Annotated in this window: 24 protein-coding genes; 5 read left to right on the plus strand and 19 right to left on the minus strand. The window is 63.7% G+C overall.

Annotated elements, in window-relative coordinates; genetic code table 11:
* The 10 genes from U3653_RS22160 to U3653_RS22205 all read right to left on the minus strand — a co-directional run bounded on the left by U3653_RS22160 (nucleotide 1) and on the right by U3653_RS22205 (nucleotide 7,492).
* Nucleotides 1–1,689, minus strand: coding sequence for a replication initiator (locus U3653_RS22160; RefSeq protein WP_195081578.1), 1,689 nt, complete (start codon nucleotides 1,687–1,689; stop codon nucleotides 1–3).
* Nucleotides 1,689–2,318 carry a hypothetical protein gene (locus U3653_RS22165; protein WP_195081577.1) on the minus strand — a complete coding sequence of 210 codons (630 nt, stop codon included), beginning with the start codon at nucleotides 2,316–2,318 and terminating at the stop codon, nucleotides 1,689–1,691. The genes U3653_RS22160 and U3653_RS22165 overlap by 1 nt, the downstream gene beginning before the upstream one ends.
* A 157-nt stretch (nucleotides 2,319–2,475) precedes the next feature.
* Nucleotides 2,476–4,002 (minus strand): DNA cytosine methyltransferase, encoded by a 1,527-nt coding sequence (locus U3653_RS22170; protein ID WP_195081576.1) that lies wholly within the window; start codon nucleotides 4,000–4,002, stop codon nucleotides 2,476–2,478.
* Nucleotides 4,002–4,208 carry a hypothetical protein gene (locus U3653_RS22175; RefSeq protein WP_195081575.1) on the minus strand — a complete coding sequence of 69 codons (207 nt, stop codon included), beginning with the start codon at nucleotides 4,206–4,208 and terminating at the stop codon, nucleotides 4,002–4,004. The genes U3653_RS22170 and U3653_RS22175 overlap by 1 nt, the downstream gene beginning before the upstream one ends.
* Entirely contained in the window at nucleotides 4,205–4,534 is a 330-nt protein-coding gene (locus tag U3653_RS22180; protein ID WP_195081574.1) for a hypothetical protein, read from the minus strand. Before U3653_RS22180 ends, U3653_RS22175 begins: the two co-directional genes overlap by 4 nt.
* Nucleotides 4,531–5,859: an FtsK/SpoIIIE domain-containing protein gene (locus tag U3653_RS22185; RefSeq protein ID WP_195081573.1), complete on the minus strand. Its 1,329-nt coding sequence runs from the start codon at nucleotides 5,857–5,859 to the stop codon at nucleotides 4,531–4,533. The genes U3653_RS22180 and U3653_RS22185 overlap by 4 nt, the downstream gene beginning before the upstream one ends.
* A complete protein-coding gene (locus tag U3653_RS22190) occupies nucleotides 5,859–6,161 on the minus strand; it encodes a hypothetical protein (protein WP_195081572.1) in 303 nt (100 codons plus the stop codon). Before U3653_RS22190 ends, U3653_RS22185 begins: the two co-directional genes overlap by 1 nt.
* Nucleotide 6,162: 1 nt before the next feature.
* Nucleotides 6,163–6,825, minus strand: a complete 663-nt coding sequence (locus tag U3653_RS22195) for a DUF2637 domain-containing protein (RefSeq protein WP_324722443.1) — start codon at nucleotides 6,823–6,825, stop codon at nucleotides 6,163–6,165.
* A gap of 2 nt (nucleotides 6,826–6,827) precedes the next feature.
* Nucleotides 6,828–7,061: a hypothetical protein gene (locus U3653_RS22200; RefSeq protein ID WP_195081571.1), complete on the minus strand. Its 234-nt coding sequence runs from the start codon at nucleotides 7,059–7,061 to the stop codon at nucleotides 6,828–6,830.
* 2 nt (nucleotides 7,062–7,063) lie between these two features.
* Nucleotides 7,064–7,492, minus strand: coding sequence for a hypothetical protein (locus U3653_RS22205; RefSeq protein ID WP_195081570.1), 429 nt, complete (start codon nucleotides 7,490–7,492; stop codon nucleotides 7,064–7,066).
* A 142-nt stretch (nucleotides 7,493–7,634) separates the two neighbouring features.
* Here U3653_RS22205 and U3653_RS22210 point away from each other — a divergent pair, with 142 nt between their 5' ends.
* Entirely contained in the window at nucleotides 7,635–8,393 is a 759-nt protein-coding gene (locus tag U3653_RS22210) for a DUF5919 domain-containing protein (protein WP_195081569.1), read from the plus strand.
* Nucleotides 8,390–8,857: an NUDIX hydrolase gene (locus U3653_RS22215; protein ID WP_195081568.1), complete on the plus strand. Its 468-nt coding sequence runs from the start codon at nucleotides 8,390–8,392 to the stop codon at nucleotides 8,855–8,857. Before U3653_RS22210 ends, U3653_RS22215 begins: the two co-directional genes overlap by 4 nt.
* Here the strand turns inward: U3653_RS22215 and U3653_RS22220 are convergent.
* The 3 genes from U3653_RS22220 to U3653_RS22230 form a co-directional block, all read right to left on the minus strand.
* Nucleotides 8,845–9,384: an HD domain-containing protein gene (locus U3653_RS22220; RefSeq protein WP_195081567.1), complete on the minus strand. Its 540-nt coding sequence runs from the start codon at nucleotides 9,382–9,384 to the stop codon at nucleotides 8,845–8,847. The genes U3653_RS22215 and U3653_RS22220 overlap by 13 nt on opposite strands.
* Before the next feature lie 179 nt (nucleotides 9,385–9,563).
* Nucleotides 9,564–11,009, minus strand: a complete 1,446-nt coding sequence (locus U3653_RS22225) for a PIN-like domain-containing protein (RefSeq protein ID WP_195081566.1) — start codon at nucleotides 11,007–11,009, stop codon at nucleotides 9,564–9,566.
* Nucleotides 11,010–11,308: 299 nt separating this feature from the next.
* On the minus strand, nucleotides 11,309–11,590 hold the full coding sequence (locus U3653_RS22230; protein WP_195081565.1) for a hypothetical protein: 282 nt from the start codon (nucleotides 11,588–11,590) through the stop codon (nucleotides 11,309–11,311).
* Between the two features lie 423 nt (nucleotides 11,591–12,013).
* On the opposite strand from U3653_RS22230, the gene ssb reads away from it, so the two are divergent.
* The gene (gene ssb, locus U3653_RS22235; protein WP_195081564.1) at nucleotides 12,014–12,424 is read left to right on the plus strand and encodes a single-stranded DNA-binding protein; all 411 of its coding nucleotides are present in this window, start codon (nucleotides 12,014–12,016) and stop codon (nucleotides 12,422–12,424) included.
* 548 nt (nucleotides 12,425–12,972) lie between these two features.
* Nucleotides 12,973–13,368, plus strand: a complete 396-nt coding sequence (locus tag U3653_RS22240; RefSeq protein WP_195081563.1) for a hypothetical protein — start codon at nucleotides 12,973–12,975, stop codon at nucleotides 13,366–13,368.
* Nucleotides 13,369–13,623: 255 nt separating this feature from the next.
* Here the strand turns inward: U3653_RS22240 and U3653_RS22245 are convergent, their stop codons facing one another.
* A complete protein-coding gene (locus U3653_RS22245) occupies nucleotides 13,624–14,226 on the minus strand; it encodes an Eco29kI family restriction endonuclease (protein WP_323124302.1) in 603 nt (200 codons plus the stop codon).
* The gene (locus U3653_RS22250; protein ID WP_195081562.1) at nucleotides 14,223–15,410 is read right to left on the minus strand and encodes a DNA cytosine methyltransferase; all 1,188 of its coding nucleotides are present in this window, start codon (nucleotides 15,408–15,410) and stop codon (nucleotides 14,223–14,225) included. The genes U3653_RS22245 and U3653_RS22250 overlap by 4 nt, the downstream gene beginning before the upstream one ends.
* Nucleotides 15,411–15,454: 44 nt before the next feature.
* Here U3653_RS22250 and U3653_RS22255 point away from each other — a divergent pair, with 44 nt between their 5' ends.
* Nucleotides 15,455–15,892: a very short patch repair endonuclease gene (locus U3653_RS22255; protein ID WP_195081561.1), complete on the plus strand. Its 438-nt coding sequence runs from the start codon at nucleotides 15,455–15,457 to the stop codon at nucleotides 15,890–15,892.
* 432 nt (nucleotides 15,893–16,324) lie between these two features.
* Here U3653_RS22255 and U3653_RS22260 read toward each other — a convergent pair whose 3' ends face one another.
* The 4 genes from U3653_RS22260 to U3653_RS22275 all read right to left on the minus strand — a co-directional run bounded on the left by U3653_RS22260 (nucleotide 16,325) and on the right by U3653_RS22275 (nucleotide 20,917).
* Complete coding sequence (locus tag U3653_RS22260; RefSeq protein WP_195081560.1) at nucleotides 16,325–16,999, minus strand: RusA family crossover junction endodeoxyribonuclease; 675 nt, start codon at nucleotides 16,997–16,999, stop codon at nucleotides 16,325–16,327.
* A gap of 239 nt (nucleotides 17,000–17,238) precedes the next feature.
* Nucleotides 17,239–18,171, minus strand: a complete 933-nt coding sequence (locus U3653_RS22265; protein WP_195081559.1) for a hypothetical protein — start codon at nucleotides 18,169–18,171, stop codon at nucleotides 17,239–17,241.
* A gap of 1,040 nt (nucleotides 18,172–19,211) precedes the next feature.
* Entirely contained in the window at nucleotides 19,212–19,721 is a 510-nt protein-coding gene (locus U3653_RS22270; RefSeq protein WP_195081558.1) for a nitroreductase family deazaflavin-dependent oxidoreductase, read from the minus strand.
* Complete coding sequence (locus U3653_RS22275; RefSeq protein ID WP_195081557.1) at nucleotides 19,718–20,917, minus strand: aromatic ring-hydroxylating oxygenase subunit alpha; 1,200 nt, start codon at nucleotides 20,915–20,917, stop codon at nucleotides 19,718–19,720. Before U3653_RS22275 ends, U3653_RS22270 begins: the two co-directional genes overlap by 4 nt.
* Between the last annotated feature and the right edge of the window lie 98 nt (nucleotides 20,918–21,015).

Genomic DNA, 21,015 nt, shown 5'->3' on the forward strand with positions numbered 1-21,015 from the left:
CTATGCTGCTTGCCGAATTGCCGAATGTTCCTGTCGCGCTGGCGGCCCCGCGGCGAGCAGGGCGTTGGTGTATTCCGCGCGCCATCGGGTGCGTTGGGCGATGGCGGCCAGGATCAGGTGATCGCGGGGTGGGACCGACTGGTCGCCGGGCTCGACCGGGGTGACCACCAGGTGCGAGGTGTCGGGTTTGACGATGCCGACATCGGCGAGCAGTTGCCGAACGAACTCCGCGCGGTCGGCCTTGTGATCGGGCAGGGTCTTGCCCGACCAGCGACGCGAGACCAAGATCCGGCGGCCGGGCAGGCCGAGAGTGTCGCGACGGTGCGCCTTGCCCTTGCAGCGGCCGGGAATGGTCTTGTCGCTGGCGCCTTTCGGGACGATGCCGTAGCGCAGCCAGACCGGGCAGCGCGGCGAGCACGGGATGCGCTGCAACTCCGCATGCAACCGGTCGTAATGGATCTCGGTGCGCGCAGAGTCGGTGTGCAGGACTTCAGCGATCGACTTGGTCAGGTACTTGGTGACGTAGCCGATCGTCTTGTCCGCCTCAGTACCTGGCACCACACCCCGGATGTGCCGGGGGTCGACCTGCTTACCGAACCGCAGCGTGTGCGCGGGCTCGAGATCGTCGACGGTGTCGAGGACATCCAACGCGGCGTCCCAGTCCAGTAGCGGCCGACGCGACCGCGGATCCACGAACGTCACCGCGGTGTGGTCCCAGACCGGCAGCCGGTCGTCGTCGTAGACGGGCTGGTCGAAGTGCGGCCACCACACCTGGTGGTAGGTCGCGGCGGTGACCCGGCGGATCAGTTCGCGGGGGATGTCGGTGCGCAGCAGCACATGCAGGTGCGGGGCACCGCGTCGTTGCGGTTCGACGGTGGCGAAGTACTGCACGTCATAGCCCACTGCCCGCCGCAGGTTCTGGATCCACCGATCGAACAGTGCCGAGAAGTGCACGATGTCCCGCGCTGCGCGCACGTAGTCGTAGGAGTCCGGGTTGCGTGGGGAGCCGTCGGAGCAGGTTTTGCCGTCCTGGTCGGTGGCGCCGTCACGGTTGATGCCGCCGTAGGAGGGCATGGTGAGGGTGATGAACATGCCCGGGCGGTGCTTGCCCGCATACGCCTGCCCGATGGTGTGCTTGGCGACCTTCTTACGCGGCAGATCCGGCACATCCTGACGACGCCGAGTAGAACGGGAGCGCCGATCCTGCGGTTTGGCGTCCAGGTCCGGCAGCCGACCACGGAACCCGCTCTCGCGCATCTCCCGATCCAGGTCCCCGACGACTTCGCGGATGCCGGACATGGTGTCCTGGTCCCCGTCGTCCTTGGCCTGCTGGTAGGTGTTGAACAGGTCCGCCCGTGCGGCCAGCAACGCTTTCTGCTGTTCGGTCGGGTCGTTGGTGTCCTGGACCGGTTCGTGGTCCAGATGCCAGCCTTCGCGGCATTGGGTCATCCGCAGATACCGGGCTTGGGCCGCGCAGGCCGGGCACACCGACGCCACGGTGGATTTGCACGGGGCGCCGACGTAGGACACTTCGAAGGTGTGCGGGTTCTCCACCCGCATCGGCACCGGCCGGCGGCACACCTTTTCCTCGTCGGCCAGGGCTTCGGCGACGTCCCGGAAGTCCGGCAGCGCACGACGCTCGGCCGCGGTCTGCCGGACCGGGACCACCGCAGTGGTGTTGGGTTCCATCAGGCGGCCTTCTTCGGGTTGGTCCAGTGATCCACGCGCGGCAGGATCACGGTGGCGGCCAGCGCATCCGAGCGCCGGAACGCGAGTTCGACGGTGCCGGGTCCGGTGATGGTGGCGCGGCAGTCCAGGGCGCCGAAGGCGTGCGCCAACTGCGAGACGCGGTTTTCGAAGTCTGCCGGGCAGTGCCCGTCGAGCATCCGCACCCGCACCCGATCCGTGGCGGGGCCGATCTCGACACCGAGCAGACGCGGGACGAGGGTGCGGTCACCGCGGTCGATGCTCAGGTGGCAGGCCTCCATCAGCCGAACCCAGCGACGGCGGTAGCGCCACCACGTCAGGGCGCGGGTGCGTGCCCGGTGGGTGACCCACCGGTCGAACTTCTCCGGGCGCTGACGCTGCCACAGCACGAGGCCCGCGACGGACACCCCGCCGGTCGCGACCCCCACCGGCCAACCCCACAGCACCCACACCGCGACCGCCACGGCGAGTGGGGCGGAGATCATGGGGAACAGCAGCAGCCACCACAACCCGATGACAGTCCCCCACAGGATGTTGAGCAGCACGAGAGCGAGCCGGTCGAACAGGTCCAGGTGCTGGTTCTTCCGGATGTGAACGTTCTGGGTGGTCATCGGTCAGCCTTCCCCGGGGAGGGATCGAACAAGGACAACTGCCCCGCACACGGGGCGTGAATATCTCGGCGCGGGCGCCGCTTGCCGTCGGCGACTTCGTCGGCAGCGGCCTTCACGATCGGATTCACCTGAGACGCAGTTGGTTTGGTCGGTTCGGTCATGCCGCGACCTCGTGACCGAGCGCTTCGGCCACCGCGGAGACCAGGTCGCGCGCGGCAGGAGGAGTGACCGCGTTCCCGGCTTGCCGGACTTGTTCGCGACGGTTGCCGAGGATGACGTAGGAGCGGTCGAACGCCATCGCGCGGGCGATCTCGGTGGGTTCAAGCATCCGGAATTCGCAGTCCTCCACCGCGGGTGCCGGAATGGTCAACCCGTGATGAGTCCCGGCGGCAGCGACGGTGTCGAGGGGTTCGGTGACCAGTTTGGCGGTGTTGTGGTTGCGCAGCGGCACAATGAGCGCGTATCGGTCGCGGGTGGTGGCGGTGCCGTGCGGTTCGGACGCCGGGCGGGCGGTGCCGTTGCCGTAGTAGGGCACCAGCAACGCGGTTTCGCTGCGGGTAGTCATCGTCCGCATCGGATCCCCCGTCGAGCGGGCATGCACCCCGACACGTCCCTCCACCGGGATCAGCAACCCGTCCGCCTCCCGAGTGGTGCGAGTGGGCATCGGGTCGACGACACTCGTCGAATCCTGCCGCCACGTCCCGCCGGCGGGCACCAGCAACGCAGGCACCTGCGAGGCGGTCAAGGTCGGTGCGGGGGCGGTCACCGCGGTCGACATCTGCGCGTAGCTGCCGCGCGGGGTGTAGTGGCGGACCACGAACGGGTCCCCGGCGAACTTCGCCAACCCAGCAGAGATCCGCTGCATCGTCTTGTCCGCCAACGGCTTGCGCCGATCCCCGATCCGCTCACCGCGCAAGCTCCAATCGATCGCCGACGCAGCAGGCAACCACGCGGGCTCGACGATCGCGTTACGGCACGACACCGACGGGCAACGCCACACGTACTGGGCGCGGTAGCGGCCCCACCGCCGACGCGGGTTCTTCCAACCCTGCACCGCCGTCACTTCCCGATCACAGGCAGGGCACCAGGCCTTCGGGCGAGTCCACCGATTCAAGTCCGGGGCGCGGTCCCCGGTGCGCCAGCACACCACATACAGCCGGTCCCGTGACTGCGGCGCCGGAGCTCCGGCGGCCTGGGCGTGCATGGAGTTGAGGTAGACGACCTCATGCCGGTAGCCGAGCAAGTCGAGCGCTTGCAACCAGGCGGGCCACATCACCCACTTCGCGGCGTCGATGACGTTCTCCACGATGATCGCCCGGTACTGGTGATGCTCGGCGAACCGCACCACATCCCACATCGTCGCCCGCGACCGCTCCGCCGCTTCATCGGGCAGGATCTCGCCGAACAGGTCCGGCGTGGAGTCGATGTTGCGGCGACGCCCACGAGCCACGCTGTGGTTGGTGCACGACGGCGAGGCCCACAACACATCCGTACGCGGGAACAACCGCGGGTCGACCTGCGACAGATCCGCGCAGGCGTGGTCGGTGTCCGGGTGGTTGGTGTTGTGGGTTTCCACCGCCAGTCGCCAATGATTGGCGGCCATCCGCACCACCACACCCGGCACTTCGGCGGCGCCGGAGCTGGAACCGCCAGCGCCGCAGAACAAGTCGGTCACCGTCAGCATCACGCGGCCTCCGGTCCGTAGCTGTCCATGCCGGCATCCCACCCGGGCGCGTCTCCGGTTTCCGCCAGCAGGTGCAATGCCACCGCGACCGGGTCCGCGCCGCGGCGTTCGAGCTGGCAGCGGCGCCGAGAGCGGATGTGCACGACCGCGTCGATGTCCTCCCGGTCGAAACGACCGTCGCTGTCGCGGACGATGGGCTTCTTCATGACTGGACCTCGATCTCGGGGACGCCGCACACCTCGCAGGTGCGGGAACGGGTGGAATTGCCCAGCGGCCACACCGTGGTGCGCCAGGACTCAGGGAAGGTGTGGCCGTGCTCGCTGCACCGGTTGGTGGCCTGGCAGCCGTCGCAGACGACCTTGTCGCCGTCGTAGACCCAGCCGACACAGCCCGCGGAATGGACGGTCAGATAGGCGATGGCCTGGGTGATGGAGTCGAAGCAGATCGCCTCGTTCTCGCCCTCGGTGTAGTGGTCGCCGCAGGTGTCGCAGTAGACAACCACGTGCTGTTCGATCACAAGACCGCGTTTCATGCCGCCACCGGCCCGTCTTCGGACTCGTCGCCGTCGCCGAGGTCATCGGGATCGAAGCCGCTGTAATCCTCACTCGGAGCGACGATCTCAGGCGCTGGGGAATAGGCGTCCACGATGGCGTCGATGTCGTCATCGGAGACGAAGTACGCCCGCACCCGAACGAACTCGCTCGTGCCGTCCTCACCGACGTAGCCGACACCCGGTGTCTGATCGGAGATCTCGTCGCAGCGCGCGCCGCGATCGCGTGCGCCTTGGCCGTGGACCATCGCGCTCTGCGTCGGCTCGTCCAACCGGAGGCCGATGCGGACGGGGAACAGTTGCCGGTTGGGCATCGTCTCCTTCGACGGGTCCTGCAACGCCGCGATCACCGACACCGCCGCCGCACGCCCCTGCGACAGCAACAACCCGGTCAGGCGCCGGAACTCCTGCTGCTCCTCCCGGCTGGCGTACGACGACAGGGAGGCGGCTTCGTCGATGATGATCAGGATCAGCGGCTCATCGGTGCTCGGGACGATCTTGCGCAGACCCGCCGCCCGCATCCGCGCCAACCGTTCGCGCATCAGCTCGACGGCTTCGGCGAGCATGGCGAGGATGGTGGTGTTGTCGGTGGCGAACCGGACGAACAACCGGTTCTCGCCCTTGCCGAACTCCGCGCCGCCCTTCGGATCAGCCAGATACAGATCCACCAACCCGGCAAGGATCGCGGGGCCGAGTGCGGCGATGATCGACCACAGCACCGACCCCTTCCCCGAACCGGTCGCGCCGGCCAGCAGGATGTGTCCGTAGAGCACCCGCACCCGCCAGGTGTCGAAGTCTTCGGTCACCCCGACCGGGACCGCTTCCAGGTCCACACCCACCTCAGAAGCCGTGCCCGGCAGGGCCGCGGTGTCGGCCAAGGTGTCGTAGACCCGCAGGTCCAGGCGGAGGAATCCGGGATCGGTGGCTGTGACCGTCACGGTGGGGACGCCGAAGTAGGCGGCCAGCGCGGCACGGGTGTTGTCGTTGTTCCAGTCGTTGACCGACTGACCGCCGAGCATCTGCACCTCTACCGACATGCCGAACTCGGTGTAGGTGGCGGACAGTACACTCGGGTAGCCGGTCTCCGGCGAACCCAGCTTGAGCGCGGGCCACATCAGCGCCAGTTGCGCCGAGTCGGTCACCACGAACACCGCCGTCCGAAGCTCCGGAGCAGCCGCGGCGACCTCACCGGCAGCACCAGCCGGTTGCATCTCCCCACCCCGTGCGGCGATCGACCGCAGCCACCACCACGCCGACGCGCCCGTGCACATCCCACCAGCGAGCATCACCGTTCCCGCGACACTCATCAGAACCCCCCACCTTCCCGGCCACGCTCCAACTCGCAGAACAACCGGCAGCCCTCCGGCGCCGGTGAGGTCGGAACCTTCTCGTCCTCAGGCCAATTCGGTCCAGGGTCCTCGCAGAACATCACGCACCCGCGCGGAGCCGGAGCCGGGCTCGCGGGCGTGGTCGCTACCACCGAGGACGCCGCGGCCGGGACGATCGGGGCCGGAGTATCCGAAGGCCGGTCCACCAGCATCCCGACCCCGGCCAGCACGGTCACCAGCGCGGAAACGCCCGTCGCCACAGCAGGAACAAAAGCAGTCATCTCAACCCCCAACAGGAACAGCGATCGGCAGCATCGTTTGCTGCGGTCGCGAAGAAGGAACAGGATGAACCGACGCGACAGGCGCCGGACGAAGCTCAGCCACCCGCACCGGCTCAGGCACCTGCAACGAGTCAGGCACGGGATCGGGCTCGGGAACCGACACCGGTTCCGGCTCACGCTCCGGTTCGGCCGGGGTCTGCTCTGCGGCAGGCTCGACCACAGGAACAGGAGCCGGTTCGGGTGCCGAATCTCGTTGTGCGGCACGGATCAACAGCGCCAACCCGTGCGTGTCGGCCAGCAGGGAAATCGGGGCGATCGCAGCCACCAACGCCGACGCCCACCACGGCAGCTCCCGACCGGCCGCGACCGCGTGCAGCGAGTTACCCGCCACCGACACCACCGACCCGACCACCAGAACCGTCACGAAGAACCGGCGCTCGGGAGCATTGGCCAAGACCAGCACCCCGAACGTCGCCAGCAGGATCGTGCCGTCCACGATCAGCGGGAACAGCCACGCATCCGACGCCGGGACATGCGCGAGCACCGCCAGATCCTTCAGCGTGGCGAACGACAGCCGGAACGCCGCCGCACCGACCGCGATGATGATGACCACGGCGGACCAGCGCGCAAGACGCATCCCCGCCGACCGATCCGCCGCACCCATCCTCAGGCGGCCTTATCCACCGACGCGGACACCGCGGCATCATGCTCGGCCAGGATGCCGGGCAGGGCCTGCGCCAGCGTGCGGGCATCGACGATGCTCAGGCACAGATACGCATCCGAACCGGACAACGCCACATGCACCCACGCGGGATTCCGCCCGTAGGTGCTCTCCCGCTCGGCCTTGTACTCGACGGCGATCCCGTCGTAACCGGAAACCGTGGTGTTGAAGAACGACATGATCACGCCGCCTTCGCAGCCGACTTGGCACCGGAGTTGTCGCCCTTGATCCCGGTCGCGCGGATCGTCCAGCCGATCGACTTGAACTCACCCTGACCGGCGATCTTCGGCTTGACCTGCAACCCCTCCAGCTCGACCGGCCGCATACCCCGCGCGATCTCCGGGGCTGCCGGAACCGGCTGCACATCCGCGACGAACACGATGTCGAAGCTGGCCTGCCGGGCGTTCGCCGCCGCCGGGTCGGTGACCGTGCCCTTCCACAGCCGCTTACCGGTGCCGTTGCCCTCCGCGTCCAGATCCAGCCGCTGACGCTTCGGCGCGTTGCGGTCGGAGCTGAACTCCGTCACCGGCGCGATCTCCCCCAACAGGAACAGGCCCATCGGAAACGCGTCCTCGAACGCCGGGGTGAACCAAACATCCTTCAAAGCCATCGCTCAAACTCCTTCTGCTTCGCAAATTGCTGTGCCGACCAGTACTTTCCGACAAATGGCGCGACAGGAAGACCGCATACGTGGACAACTAGAGACGTCTCGGATACGCTTAAGTCGTCCCTATTCGTCCCTAGGAGGCGGCATGGTGAACGAGAGACTGCGCGAAGCGCTTCTCCGCAACGGCCTGAGCACCGAGACAGTAGCCGAAGCGACGGGCGTCGATCAGAAGACCGTTGAGCGGTGGATCACTAAGGGACGTGCGCCCTATCCGCGTCATCGGCACACAGTCGCCTCACTGGTCAAAGAGACCGAAAGCTATCTGTGGCCCGAGGCAATCAGCCCCAATCGACGCTCGGCGATCGCTGAGTCCGAAGTGGTCAAGGTATATCCACACCGGAATTCTGTTCCCGCCGACCTCTGGACGCGCCTGCTTCAAAGCGCCAACGACCGCATCGAAATCCTTGTCCTGGCAGGACTGTTCTTAGCCGAAGAGCCTTCGTTCACCAGGAAGATCAAGCAGAAGGCGCACCAGGGCACCTCCATACGCTTGCTGTTTGGAGATCCGGTTGCGGACGAGGCGGACAAGCGCGCCAGTGAAGAACGGCTCGCACAGGGAACAGTCTCGGCGCGGATTCGCAATGCGCTGGCGCTGGTTTCGCCGCTGGCTCAGATTGACGGCATCGAGCTGCACTACCACGAGACCACTCTGTACAACTCGATCTTTCGATTCGATGATGAGATGGTTGTCAACATGCACGTCTACGGTCAACCTGGCGCGTATGCACCTGCTATGCATCTGCGTCGACTCTCAGGGGGTGACTTGTTCGATACGTATGTCACGAGCTTCGAACAGGTCTGGGCTGGCTCGCGGCCTGCGGCTCTTCAGGAGGGTGCGGCATGAGAACTGACTACTTCAATGACGCCGAGGCCCCCGCCGCAAACAGTCTCAAGGTCGCTGTCAGCGCGTTTGTTCAGGACGCCGAGGGTCGGATCCTCATGATTCACCGGACCGATAACAACAAGTACTCAATTCCGGGCGGAGGCATGGAGGTCGGCGAGACCGTAGCCGACGCGGTCGTTCGAGAGGTCGCCGAGGAAACCGGAATACTAGTCCGGCCGATTGCGCTACTTGGAGTCTTCTCCAATCCACGCCACGTTGTCGCGTACGACGATGGTGAGGTCCGTCAAGAGTTTTCAATCTGCTTCAAGGCAGAGCCGGTCGGCGGGAGGCTCAGAAAAAGCTCGGAATCCAAGGCCGTTTGCTGGGTTGCATCGGACGAATTGGCAACTCTTGATATACATCCGTCAATCCGAGAACGGATTCAGCGAGGATTACAACCGAGCGAGGAGCCCTACTTCACCTGAAGCCGCATCCGGCCTTCGGTTCGCTCGACCGCGTCACGCAAAGTTGGTTCCGCTTCCCGCAATGATCGACTGACAACGTCGCCGTCCCCATACCGCCGGTAGACATCCGACAACCGCTCGGAGAGTGTCGTGTCCTCGCCTGAGGCCGTCGTCGTCATATCGGCCCACCACAGCGCATCACGAAGCGGACTCTGTTCATCCGGCCACTCGATGACGAGTCCGCGGTTGCGCGCCTCAATGCGGGCGCACGAGTGGTTCGCCACGAGTGCACATAACCGCTCGGACGCGCCAGTCTCCCGCAGGTACGTAGCTCCATCGACCGGGTGAAATCCGGTTCGCACCAGGCTCGGCGCATACCCCACGTCATGTAGCCAACCCGCAGCCACAAGCAATTCCCCATCATCCGCGACGTCCGCCGCCAACGCAGCCCTCCGCGCAACGCCCTCCACATGACTTAGCCGGCGAGGTAAAGCACGCAGATGCTCCCAAGCGACATCTGCGGCCCAGTTCACGAGGTTCTGCGTCATGGCCACCACGGTAGCCGTCAGAAGCACCAAGCGCAGATGGGAACCACACACCGATTAGGCGCACCGAGATTGCATTGCGCTCACTGCCACGGGGCGCGTGGAGTGGGACTCTCGGAGGCAGCGCCTACCGGGGCATCAGCGTTGTTGCTGCCACCAGAGCCGGGCGTCACGCAGCACCGTTACGACATATCCATGTCAGCGATTGAGGACAACATGTCATTGATGAGCCTTGCCGTAGACTCACAGCGAGGATCTTCTTCACCGAATTTAACTTTCTGTTTAACATATAGCCTATTCAGTACATTAATGCCCGAATCAACGTCTCCGGCACCCCTGAAAGCATGAGCAAGTGCGATCTGCGTTCTCATAGGCTCCAGGTCAGTATACGCCCCTTTCACAAGTTCGGATTCAAGGAGATTTTCGAGGAGACTGATCGCCTCCGCATGCATGCCTTGATTGGTAAGAGCACGCGCATTTTCCCGGGCCACCCTGTGCCGATCCGAGTCGGTAAGAAGGGCCACTTTGTTTCGTCGCGCCACTCTCGCCTTTCTCCGCTCGGCCTGAAGCACCGCCAACTCTTGCTCTAACAGCATTTCGATGTCGCTGAGTTGCGCAGGACCGCCATCGGAACTCTGATCAACCCCTGTCGCGCTGAGTGCTTCTCGTAGCAATCTTTCCGTTTTGGATTCCGATCTTGTTGTTCGATACTGGCTGATAGTTTCCTCAGGTACCGCTGACTTGAGATGAACGTTAGCGAGTTGAAGAAACCTATCAAGTGTTGTTTGATGATAAGGCTGCCCGGCGAATTCCAACATCTCGGCTCGAAGCTCGACCCGCGGCCCGATCGTTTGACCATGAACCCTCTCGTACCAGTCCTCCTTTTTCTCGTCATCGGTAACAAAAAGCACTGGCCGAGAGCTCTCTTTTGCCAAGTCTAAAAGTTCGAACCAAATTAGACAGTCGCCGGTAGGATCCTCCTTGCCTGCGTCTTTGTAGCCAGGTGGAATTCCATTGGATACTCGTTCTTGAGCCTTCTTCACCCGATCTGAGCGTGTCGGCCCATCGAGCCTTTTGCCAATATTACCCGGCAATATTATCGAATCTAATTCAGCACGAATCGGATCATCTTTTCGAACAATAGTGAAGTCTATGGCATGTTTTTGTCGCAGCTCGTCAAAATCCTGCCGCATCTTCTCCTTGCGAAGTTTACCAACCTTCTTTATCTCTTCCAATGTTTCAGAAAATCCGTTCGCAATAACACCGCTTATGTCGTTATCACGCAGGCCCTTTATCGCTTGCGAACGAAGCTCTTCCAGCTTGGCTATAGTGCCTTCAAGCGCTTCATCAAACCTTTCGGTACCAATCTTTGCGATAGAGTCATAAAGTTGCTGCTGCTGGGATGCTACACTTAAGCGATTTCTCTGATATTCGAGCGCAGACTGATATGGGACCCATAGCCTCTCGGAGACCTGTCGTAATACTTTGAAAAGATCGGTCCGCTGCTTATCTCCAACTCTATACGGTGCGAGCAGGATGTTTGCGTCTAATGCGATGGTGGCCTCGGTAACGAAAGACTTTATCTGGTCGTCGTTCGGGCCATACCACTCGGGCAAGACAGCCTTCAACGTATCGGCGCTCCTGTAAGATTCATATCCCCCCCTGGTCGCTCAGACAGCTGTTGATCCTACTATGGCGCGAGCCGGAACTGCTGAGTTGTTGCCGAATTTGGCCATACAGGATCAAGGCGGCGCGCTGGCGCGCGCCGCGCCACGCAGCGACCCACAACGGCCGCGCTCCGCAAGCTCCGCGCGGCCGGAGGCTCGGCGTCGCGCGGCACACACCAGCGGGCCGCAGTTGATCGAAGTACTAGACGAATCCGGCAGCCGACCGCGGTAGCCGTCCTCGCTAACCTGCCCCGCCCGCATCAGACCCGCTCACCGCGCCCGGACCAGCACACCGGCACGTCGACCTCGCCACCGCTGCCACCGCCGCGAATCCAGCCGGCGACCCGCACACTCTGACCTTCCACGCCGACGGCCACGACGCCGACGATGTGCCCGCGACCGTCCCGGCACTCGACGCCCTTCCCGAGCCAGGACCCAACGGGCAGACGGCACCCGGCACCAGCGCCCCAGCACCCCGTGCTCTGGCTGCCTCCAGCGCGCCAGACCACGCCGCCCTGGCAGCCGCTCCTACTGACGGTCATGTCGGCACCGCCCCCTCCGCCGCGACCACGCCCGCACCACCGGCCGCTGGAGCTCCCGGTGCAGTCGACGCCGAGCCCGCAGCCGCCCGCGTCACAAGATTCGGTGATGCCGACCAGGCATCCACTGCTGGCGCCGCCGCCGTCACCGACCACGACAACTTCCTCCCGCCGGGGAGCGGCACGGACGACACCCAGTGTCCGGCGGGGCGGATGCCACCATGGCAGGCCCTACCCGATCCCGACAAGGCCAAGACGAGTCACCACGAACCGCCTCACCAATTGAGCTGCCGCACAATGTGCTTTCAGTGAGACGGCTCCATGGCGAGCCTTGACGTGACCGTGCATGCCCCGCCACCGCGTCCTCCGTCCCACCAACCACCGGGAGCCGACCGAGCCCCCAACCCCCGCCAGGAGGAAGCCGTCATGTCCAGCAACGTCACCGTCACCATCACCGGCCACCTCGCCGACAACCCCGAACCCCGCGTCACGAACACCGGCAAACTCGTCACCAACTTCACCGTCATCTCCAACGACCGCCGCTACGACCGCGACCGCAACGAATGGGTCGACGCCGCCAAGACCGTCATCCGGATCAACTGCTGGGGCGACCTGGCCCAACTCGCCGGAGACAGCCTGACCAAGGGCTGCCGCGTCACCGTCACCGGCCACCGCCTGACCGTCGACCCCTACCTCGGCAAGGACGCCAAGCCCCGCGCCGCCCTCGAACTCACCGCCGACACCGTCGCCGTCGACCTGAAAGGCCAGACCGCACAGATCACCCGCTGGACCCGCAACGGCACCAGCACCGTCGACGCCAACGAGCCGCCGTTCTGATCCGAACACGGTGACCGGGCCAGCTACAACCAGGTCCGGTCACCGAACCCGGCCACCACGACCGACTGCCGAATTCGCCTATTACTTAGATTAAAGACGACACGGGCCAGAACCTGTCTGTAGCAAGTACTTCCGCGTCCTTCGGCCGCGCGGCCCTGGAATGGATGGGCCTGCAGTGTGTCCGCGCGCCCCTCCAGCGTCAAGGGCGCCTACCGGCGTCAGCTTCGCTGATGGGCTCCGCCCACCCTCGACCCTGGAGCCTCTACGCGCGAAGGGTCAGGCCCTACGGGGCAGGCAGGGGAAGCCTGCCCCCTCCTGCGCAGGCCCACCCATCCCAGGGCCTACCGCGGGTCACCTCGCCGGCGCAGGTCGCCTTTCGGATTGCCGAGCAGTGCTGGGCGCGTCGTGTGCCGTACCCGACTTGCCTCCCGCAGCCTTGTCACGAAGCTAGCAGTCCGAAGCGGGGGCCTGGCCTTGGTGCCGTTTGACCGCAACAACTCTCAACGTCTGCTTCGATAGTCCGGTTGTCTTGAGAATCCGGAGTAGACGTGAAGATCATCAAAGTGCTGCTGTTCATACTGTTCTGGCCGTACGTGCTCATGTACTGGGGTGTGCGGTGGTGCATCGCCCACCCCGAAGAGACCAAGCGCGCTTACCGAGTGGTGGCTGACTACATCTACAGATACCCGAAATGGATAGCAGCTGCTGCTGTGGTGGCGGGTGCTGCTGTTGCGATCGGTAACGCGATCAACGGTCAACCACAGAACATCGTGAGCGGCGTCATCTTGGCCGTAGTGGTGGTGATCGTCGTGGTGGTCATTCGATGGCTTGAGCACGCCAGGATCGCATCAGAGATCGCCTCTCGCGCCGACGCACAACACGCGGCCTACATGCGAGGAGACGATACCGGTACATACGGCGCTGAAGGTCGTCCGCAGCTCTGAGCCGCCGCGAAGAGATGAACCGCTTGGTGGCGGAAACCCCTGCCGCATTCCGTTTACCTGACCTCGCTCGGCCGAGTCAAGGGAAAGAGCGCCCTTGAAACAACCTCCCTCAGTTCGGGACAGCCAGTAGAGGGGAGCAGGCGAGACGAAGTCGTTCGGTGAGCCCCGCAAAGCTGTCCAAACACAGAAGATCCCCCGACCAGGTACGGCCGAGGGATCGGGTGCGGGCCACACATCCAGTGACGCCGCCGCACGTTACAAGCGACTCCTCAGATATTCGACGATGTCCTGTTCGATATCTGTCGCAGTTTCGGCTCTTTCCGGATATTTTGAGGCGAAGGGCCGGCCGGGATGGAGGGTGTCCCAACGGCTCCTCACCCCATTGATACGTCCCTTACCGGGATCATGGTTGCCGAAACCATCCAGCAGCGAGTTCCATACCGGTGTGTACCGACGGATCAAAGCAGACTCGCCCAGCGCGATCCAGATGTCCTGAACGACGAGCCAGCGAACGGCGAAATCGCTGATATCAAGATTCTCGGCAGCGCGAATACTGGCCGCGTGTTCGCGGATCCGCTTGAACAACGCGGTTGAGTTGTCATGGTCAAGTGCCTCAAGCCCTCGTCGGCCGCCTGCCGGTACCGCCTTGCCGACGTAGATCGGCCAAGCCCACGTCTCTTCATTGCGCGCGGAGAGACGCTCGTAGGCGCCGAACGGACCCCGGTAATAGATCTCGTACACGCCTGCGCCGAAGAAGGAGGATAACTCACCCAACGGCGTCGCCTCTGCTTCCTCCATCCGGCTGATCACCGACTGCGCGAGGTTTTCCATATCGAGCGGGTTGAACGGTGTGGTCACGCGGGAACTTTACTTCGCCGGTTCTTCGCCTGCTTCACATGCCCACGGACAGTTGCCAGTTCGAGGTGCTCGCGAACCGAGAGCGCGACCTTCTCGGCCAGCAAGACCGGCACCGCGTTACCCAGTTGCCGCATCGCCTCTCCCCAAGGTCCGTGCAGTCGGTAGCGATCGGGGAACGTCTGCAACCGCGCCGCCTCGCGCACAGTGAAGTATCGAACAGAACCATCGACATCCCGGAGCATGTTCTCTCCACCGGGTACCCCGTGCACGCCAGCCTTGAGCGCCTTGGCTGGCTGATCGATGTATGAGCCGGTGTGTCCCGGATACGAACGCGCACCCGGTTGGAACACATGATTCAGGAACTCGGTACTGCCATCCCGGGTCGGCTCCGGTAGACCCTCAAGCGCATCCCGGACCGTTCTCCACGGCTGAAGCGGACTCTCGAACAATCCAGACTGCCGAACGGTGGTGGTGCGGTACTTCTTGGCGACCTTGTGTCGGTCCCAGTACGTGCCGTGATCTTGCGAGTAGCGCAACGCCGCTGCTGAGTGCGTGGCCTTCGGAAACGACCACTCGGCGTCGACGTCGGACCGAAAGCCAACGAAGAACACTCGCCACCTCTGCTGGGGAACACCGTAATCCGCAGCGTTGACCAATGTAGGCAGCACCTTGTACTGAAGGTCCGATCTGATGGAGGTGTGCTCAGCTTGCAGCCGAGCGAAATGCGCATCCCAGGCTTCACCGTCGCGGCTGACCAACTCGGGGTGCGCCAGCCGCAGTTGAATATACGAGTAGTAGTCGGCGAACGCCGGTCGTGTCAGGCCGCGAACGTTCTCCACGATGAAGGCGCGAGGTCGAAGTTGCCGGATCACCTCAGCAGTAGCGGGAAACATGTCGCGCGCATCGTCGGCCGCGCGCGCCTTCCCGCCTGCGCTAAACGGCTGACACGGCGGACCACCAGTCACAATATCGACCCCGTCAGGGATCGCGGACCAATCGACGTCACGAACGTCACCTTCGCACACCTCGATACCCTGTACCAGGGGATGCCCCGCCTCCCTGTTCTCACGGAGAGTGTCACACGCCCACTTGGCCCACTCAGCGACGACCTCAGTCGTGAACCCTGCCAGGTGTGACCCAAGGGCCAACCCGCCACCTCCCGCGAACAGCTCTACACTCCGCATGCCGGGCATCCTATCCGTGAGGTCCCACAAGATCGGGGATAGTCATGGTTGAAACTGAAAAAGCGGGTGCAAGCTGGGCATCTACCGCAGCTGTCCGCTCAGCGATGCGTGCCAACCGACGCCGCGACACCCGCCCTGAGCTAGCCATCCGGCGTCTTGTCCATGCCGCAGGACTGCGATACCGCGTCGACTACCCGCCCCTGAAGGGAAACCGGCGCATGCGGGCCGATCTCGTATTCACTCGGGCCAAAGTAGCGGTGTTCATCGACGGCTGTTTCTGGCACGGCTGCCCCGAGCACCACAGACCATCTCGAACGAACGCGGAATTCTGGGCTAACAAGATCAGCGCGAACAGAGAACGAGACTCACGGACGAACACGCTCCTTCGGCAGACCGGTTGGACAGTACTAAGGGTTTGGGAGCATGAAGCCCCTGACCAAGCCGCAGGCCGCATCATCGCCGCTGTACTGGAGGCGAGGTAGCAAGCCAAGCGCGTCCGAACATACGACCGTACCGCTACTTTCGGACTACAAAAGCCCACTGACCCCCCGAAGAACCACGTCCGTCGCGTACCCCCGCGAACTGGAACCTACTCCGCAGCTACGATACGCAGCAGCACCGCACCGTCACACGCCAACGCAACCAATAACGTCGGCCAGTTCAGGCCATCAATGCCAACCTGCCGACCATCGCGGAACACACCGATTCGGGCGTGAACCGCTCTCGTGAAGCACTGTTCGCAATCGAGCCTCCGGGGCTACGCGACACAGGCCCGCATGGCACGTCGCTGACAGAAGCACATCAGACGCCGGGATGCAGTCGAAGACCGAATCGCCGAGTGAAGCGACAACGACAGCCACTCCGAAACCCGAGTCCGAGGCTGCCTCCGGAGCACAAGGTGACCAGTCTTCGGCTCAATCCCCCAAGAAGTGTCCTGCTGGAACTAATTCGTAACCGGACAGGCGCGCACGCGGAAACGGACGTTGAACTGATCTCACCCCGTTTGCCTGCGACGGTGGAAATCCCTCTAGAATCATTTCCTTCTCCGTATCCATCATCTGACGCATTCTCGTCACGATCTTTCTCAGCCTTTCCGGATCCTTGGTGGCTATTGGATAGCATAGACCGTCATCGAACTCCACGAAGGTCACGTTCTTTCTCGTGACGTGGTCGTCAACCATCAGGCTCCGCACCTCCATCTCAAAATGAAACCCCGGAAATGAGGGAGCCAACCAACTGACACACAGCGCCTGAACCTGGTTGTCGTCAATCAAGACGCAACCTGGACCAGTGATGCCGTCGAGTAGCGGCTTCACGATATTGTCAATGTCGGCAATAAAATGCGTCCTGTAGCGAGCATCTTCCTCTACGGTCCAGGTTATCTCCACCTTCACATCGCCAACGAACAACATTTCTGTAGACGCTGCGATCGCAGCCCTAAGGGCGTTCATGTACTTTTGCTTACGACTCCCCTTCGCTTGCAACGATACCGGTCCCACTCGACTTCGAACACGCACCCGTGGTTCAAAGTGTCGGTTCTCTTCAATCTCGAACATTTGGCGCCAATCTGACAATTCCGAATCAGTCATTTGCAATTCTCCAACTTAGAATATTCCGATCTATCAGCGCATTCAGGCTCGATGGCGACCGATGGTAGCGAGTGGTAGTCCTCCATCACGCGGTGATTGAAAACCACCCGCGCCCAATCGACACGAACACAGCCCGGGTCAGCTTCGAGCTCCTATCAGGCTTGGTTGCTGAGCCATCGCCAGCGCAGCATGGCCGAGGGAAGGTCGATGAATCCCGCGGAAGCATCCGATTACTCGTCCTACAGAGTGAGGTACTCCCGTGCCAGGTGGCTCAAGTGGAACCCCCGGCCATCTGGCCACGCGAGTCCAATCTCGCGGTCTTCCTCAAGGTAAGCACACCACTTGGCATGTATGGCCTCGTCGGCTAGGAAGATCAGTCCCGCGTCATCCTGCACTACCTGGAAGTACCGGTACTCGTATAGCTGCCCGACAGCTGCGCGAATCGCGTCTGCCGGATGCCCGTTGACTGTTTTGGCCTCAATCACCACAGGTGGTTCGTCGGTTGCGAGATCGACTGCGGCATTTCGCAGCGGCACTAGGCCGCAGGCTTCGAGCCACACCGCGAAGTTGTTGACCAGCGTCTCATGGCTGCGTGTCCGTACGCTTTTCCCGCCTACGACATTGCTGATGTAGTCAGTGTCCGCCTTGGCTTTGAACGGTTGCAGGAACCCTCGCCGGCCTTCCCTAGGAGACCCAGAGCTGCCACGAGACTTTGGCTGCTGCACCAGCACATCCTCATCGTCGAACAGAATCTCGATGAACGACCTCGGCAGCTTGGCAAAGTAGTTGGACATGGGAGCGAACAATGAACGATCCTGCTTGAACTGGAAAGGAAGGTAGAGCGGCTCGCCGTAGGCCGCCTCCAACGCATCTCGGGCCTCGTAGAGGGCTTCCGCTTTCGAGCGGATCTTCGCCAGGTCGACGTTGCCCCCCAGCGGGGTGAAGCCGGTCAGGTCAACGCTGTACAAGTTCGAGCTCAGGTCGTGCAGGCAGTCAGCTGCCGTCACCGACCGTCCGACGAATCGCCGCTCTGGACCGTAGTAGTGGTAAACAGTTTCGCCCGCTCGGACGGAAGACACCAACTCATACCACGGATCCCTGTTCCCGTTCATCTTTCGATCGGGAGATTCAAGGTAAAGCCCCAGGCCATCACCGCCCTTCCGAATCTCCATCCAACAGCGCTCATCGCGACTACCCGCCCACCAGTACGACATCGGACCCTTCCTGCACTGATATATCCTGTGCCCCAGGCTATTCGGATATGGCGACACGTACTCCAGTTGGGCTAGATTGCGAGCCCAACGAGCCGCGAACGGCTGTTGGCTACACGACGGGGCAAGGCTGACTTTGAACTGGCGTCTCACGACTCGCCAGTTGCGTTCCGACCACACGCCAGGCAATTGGTACCGGCGCGGAACCAGACTCACATACACACCCACTGGGCTACCTGCAAAGACTTCCCAGACGACCGATCTGGGGGCCGAGTTGGCTGCCGCACCGGGTGGCGACGACAGTTCTGACGACAACGACGACGACAGTCGTGCAGCTCCACCTCTGCCCAACATGCGAGCCGCTACCGTATTTACGCTGACCACTGCCCGCGCCCATGCCTGGCAGTGTGGGGACCAACTGGGGACCACACGTTCTGCATGCCAGCCAATCTCACGAGAGCCATGGGCATCGAGCCCACATGCACAACGTGTGCGACGTACACCGACGACCGATCGCCATTCCTGGGGGTCAAGTGGTCGCAGGTTCAAATCCTGTCAGCCCGACAGACAAAACCCTTTCCGACCAGCGTCGGAAGGGGTTTTCTCGTTCATCGGCATAGGGCCGGATTCGACCCGAGCCAGTCGAAATCTCATACTTTCGCCCTCGTCGCCGCGGGCCCAGCGTTCCAGGACGTCCCGATTGTCGGGAACGGTCTCCGGCACGTCGATGTAGGGGTCTCGGCCACCGCGTGAGTGTTGCCGAGCTGGCGGGCGGCGCGTTCGGGATCGCCGTAGGCGTGGTCGGCCGTGGTGGCCGCGCCTTTGCGGAACGTACACCGGAGCGGGAGCCGGGCGTGAAGCATCCCGCCCGCCCGCCGAAAGCTCTCTCGACCGAGAGGCAGCCGAAACGATGGCTCGGTCGCGCTTCGCAAAGACTGGGGACCGGAGCGCCCTGCTGATTCCCCCTTTCGATGGCGTCTCCTGCACCACGCGCCGGCCGACTACCGGGAAACGGGGCAATCCGGTTGGGGGTTGCGGCGGCGCAGGACGACGACGGGGATCTCGCGGTCGGTCCAGGACTGGTAGGTGGCGAAGTCGGCGTAGGTCTCGACCAGCAGCGGCCAGAGCCGGGCGCGTTGGGTCGGGTCGGCGACTGTGGCGTACACGGGGCGGCGCTCGCGGCCGATCTGGATGTGGGTGTCGGGGTGTGCGCGCAGGTTGTGGTACCACTGCGGGTGTTTCGGCAGCCCTCCCTGCGAGGCGACGACCACGATGTCGTCGCCGTCGGCACGGTAGAGCAGCGGGGTGACGTAGCCGGCGCCGCTGCGCCTGCCGCGGTGTTCGAGCAGCAGGGTGGGCACCGGCTTGCGGAAGCCGGCGCCGATACGCCAGCGGGAGCCGAGCCGCCCGCCGGTGCGGCGGTAGATCCACACCTGAGCTCGGCCCGCGTATTTGAAGATCTTCGGCAGTAACGGCGAGTCGAGTGCGGCGGGCCGGGGTGGGGTAGTCACGTGGTCTCCTCGTAGTCCAGGGCGACACCTAGTTCGGTGGCGAAGGTGCGAATCATGTGCTGGACGCCGATCTCGTTGCGGCCGATGATCATGTGGTCGTGCTGGCCCTGGCGCACGCCTTCGCCGCACTGCGGCAGCATGGCGAAGTCCTCGTCGCGCACGGCGGCGTGGACCTGGGCGTAGATGCCGTCGTAGACCTCGCGTTGCTCGTCGCTGGTAGCGGGGATCTTGGCCATCCAGCTGTGTCGCACGGTGCAGCGAGTGGGCGCGCCGGCGGGCAGCATGTCCAGGATCTCGACGCCGACAGGGCTGTTGGCCAGTACCAGGTTCGGATAGATCCAGTAGATGACGCCCATGTTCATCAGCGGGTCCCAGGAGCCGGCGGGGTCGGTGTCCAGCGCGCGAATCCAGGTGAAGGGGAAGCCCATGCGGTGGTGGCGGCCGAAGGCGTCGTGGGTGGAGGTGTTGGCGACGGTGTTCTGCCCGATGACGCTCTGGCCGTGGACGAACGGGAAGTGGTAGCTCTCGGCGAAGGCTTCCAGCGCACCTTTCCAGCTGACCTCGGAGGTGAACTCGCGGTCGTCGTGATAGCCGTAGCTCGCATAGTCCAGCTGTGCCAATTCGGGACCCATGGTTCCGAGGTGATCGTCGACGTCGATGTCGCCGCCGGCGGTGAGGACCGCCCAGACGAACCCGTGGCGTTCCTGACTCGGCAGCTCGACCAGGCCGTAGTCGGCGCGGTTCATCCCGGTGAAGCCCTCCTTGCCGGGCACTCCAGCCAGCTCGCCGGTATTGCGATAAGTCCAGGCGTGGTACGGGCAGGTGAAGCGGGTCGCCTTGCCGGAGCCGCAGGCCGGTTGCGCGCCGCGGTGGCGGCAGTAGTTCAGCAGCACGTGCACGGTGCCCGACCGGTCACGTGTCACCAGCAGCGAGTCACCGAGCACGCTGCGCACCACGTAATCGTTCGGCTCGGGAATACGCGCTGAGGGGACGATCATCAGCGGGGTGCGGCGCAGGATCTGCGACTCCTCGACCTCGGTGATCTTCGGATCGCGGTAGTAGTGCAGCGGCACGCGCAGTGGATGTGCGGCCATGTCGGTGGTCCCGTCGAGTACCAGGCGCAGCGCGCGGCGGGTCAGCTCCTCGGTCAGCCCGGTCAGCCCGGTCGGGCAGGCGGGGCCGGTATGTGTCGTCATGAGACCAGACCATACACTCAACTCATATTGTATGGTCTAAATTCGGTGCGGGACCTCATTCACCGGGGCGCGGAACTCGCTAGGGTCGGTTCGACACG

Source organism: Nocardia implantans, assembly GCF_035544775.1.
GTDB lineage: Bacteria > Actinomycetota > Actinomycetes > Mycobacteriales > Mycobacteriaceae > Nocardia > Nocardia implantans.

Bases quoted from the DNA above. Each gene is read 5' to 3' on its own strand.
- U3653_RS22200 (WP_195081571.1), bottom strand. From the start codon at position 7,061: ATGTCGTTCTTCAACACCACGGTTTCCGGTTACGACGGGATCGCCGTC.
- U3653_RS22210 (WP_195081569.1), top strand. From the start codon at position 7,635: ATGGTGAACGAGAGACTGCGCGAAGCGCTTCTCCGCAACGGCCTGAGC.
- U3653_RS22250 (WP_195081562.1), bottom strand. From the start codon at position 15,410: ATGCGGAGTGTAGAGCTGTTCGCGGGAGGTGGCGGGTTGGCCCTTGGG.
- ssb (WP_195081564.1), top strand. From the start codon at position 12,014: ATGTCCAGCAACGTCACCGTCACCATCACCGGCCACCTCGCCGACAAC.
- U3653_RS22170 (WP_195081576.1), bottom strand. From the start codon at position 4,002: ATGCTGACGGTGACCGACTTGTTCTGCGGCGCTGGCGGTTCCAGCTCC.
- U3653_RS22205 (WP_195081570.1), bottom strand. From the start codon at position 7,492: ATGGCTTTGAAGGATGTTTGGTTCACCCCGGCGTTCGAGGACGCGTTT.
- U3653_RS22175 (WP_195081575.1), bottom strand. From the start codon at position 4,208: ATGAAGAAGCCCATCGTCCGCGACAGCGACGGTCGTTTCGACCGGGAG.
- U3653_RS22185 (WP_195081573.1), bottom strand. From the start codon at position 5,859: ATGAGTGTCGCGGGAACGGTGATGCTCGCTGGTGGGATGTGCACGGGC.
- U3653_RS22275 (WP_195081557.1), bottom strand. From the start codon at position 20,917: ATGACGACACATACCGGCCCCGCCTGCCCGACCGGGCTGACCGGGCTG.
- U3653_RS22195 (WP_324722443.1), bottom strand. From the start codon at position 6,825: ATGGGTGCGGCGGATCGGTCGGCGGGGATGCGTCTTGCGCGCTGGTCC.
- U3653_RS22190 (WP_195081572.1), bottom strand. From the start codon at position 6,161: ATGACTGCTTTTGTTCCTGCTGTGGCGACGGGCGTTTCCGCGCTGGTG.
- U3653_RS22260 (WP_195081560.1), bottom strand. From the start codon at position 16,999: ATGACTGATTCGGAATTGTCAGATTGGCGCCAAATGTTCGAGATTGAA.
- U3653_RS22160 (WP_195081578.1), bottom strand. From the start codon at position 1,689: ATGGAACCCAACACCACTGCGGTGGTCCCGGTCCGGCAGACCGCGGCC.
- U3653_RS22165 (WP_195081577.1), bottom strand. From the start codon at position 2,318: ATGACCACCCAGAACGTTCACATCCGGAAGAACCAGCACCTGGACCTG.
- U3653_RS22255 (WP_195081561.1), top strand. From the start codon at position 15,455: ATGGTTGAAACTGAAAAAGCGGGTGCAAGCTGGGCATCTACCGCAGCT.
- U3653_RS22215 (WP_195081568.1), top strand. From the start codon at position 8,390: ATGAGAACTGACTACTTCAATGACGCCGAGGCCCCCGCCGCAAACAGT.
- U3653_RS22265 (WP_195081559.1), bottom strand. From the start codon at position 18,171: ATGGAGATTCGGAAGGGCGGTGATGGCCTGGGGCTTTACCTTGAATCT.
- U3653_RS22230 (WP_195081565.1), bottom strand. From the start codon at position 11,590: ATGACCGTCAGTAGGAGCGGCTGCCAGGGCGGCGTGGTCTGGCGCGCT.
- U3653_RS22220 (WP_195081567.1), bottom strand. From the start codon at position 9,384: ATGACGCAGAACCTCGTGAACTGGGCCGCAGATGTCGCTTGGGAGCAT.
- U3653_RS22180 (WP_195081574.1), bottom strand. From the start codon at position 4,534: ATGAAACGCGGTCTTGTGATCGAACAGCACGTGGTTGTCTACTGCGAC.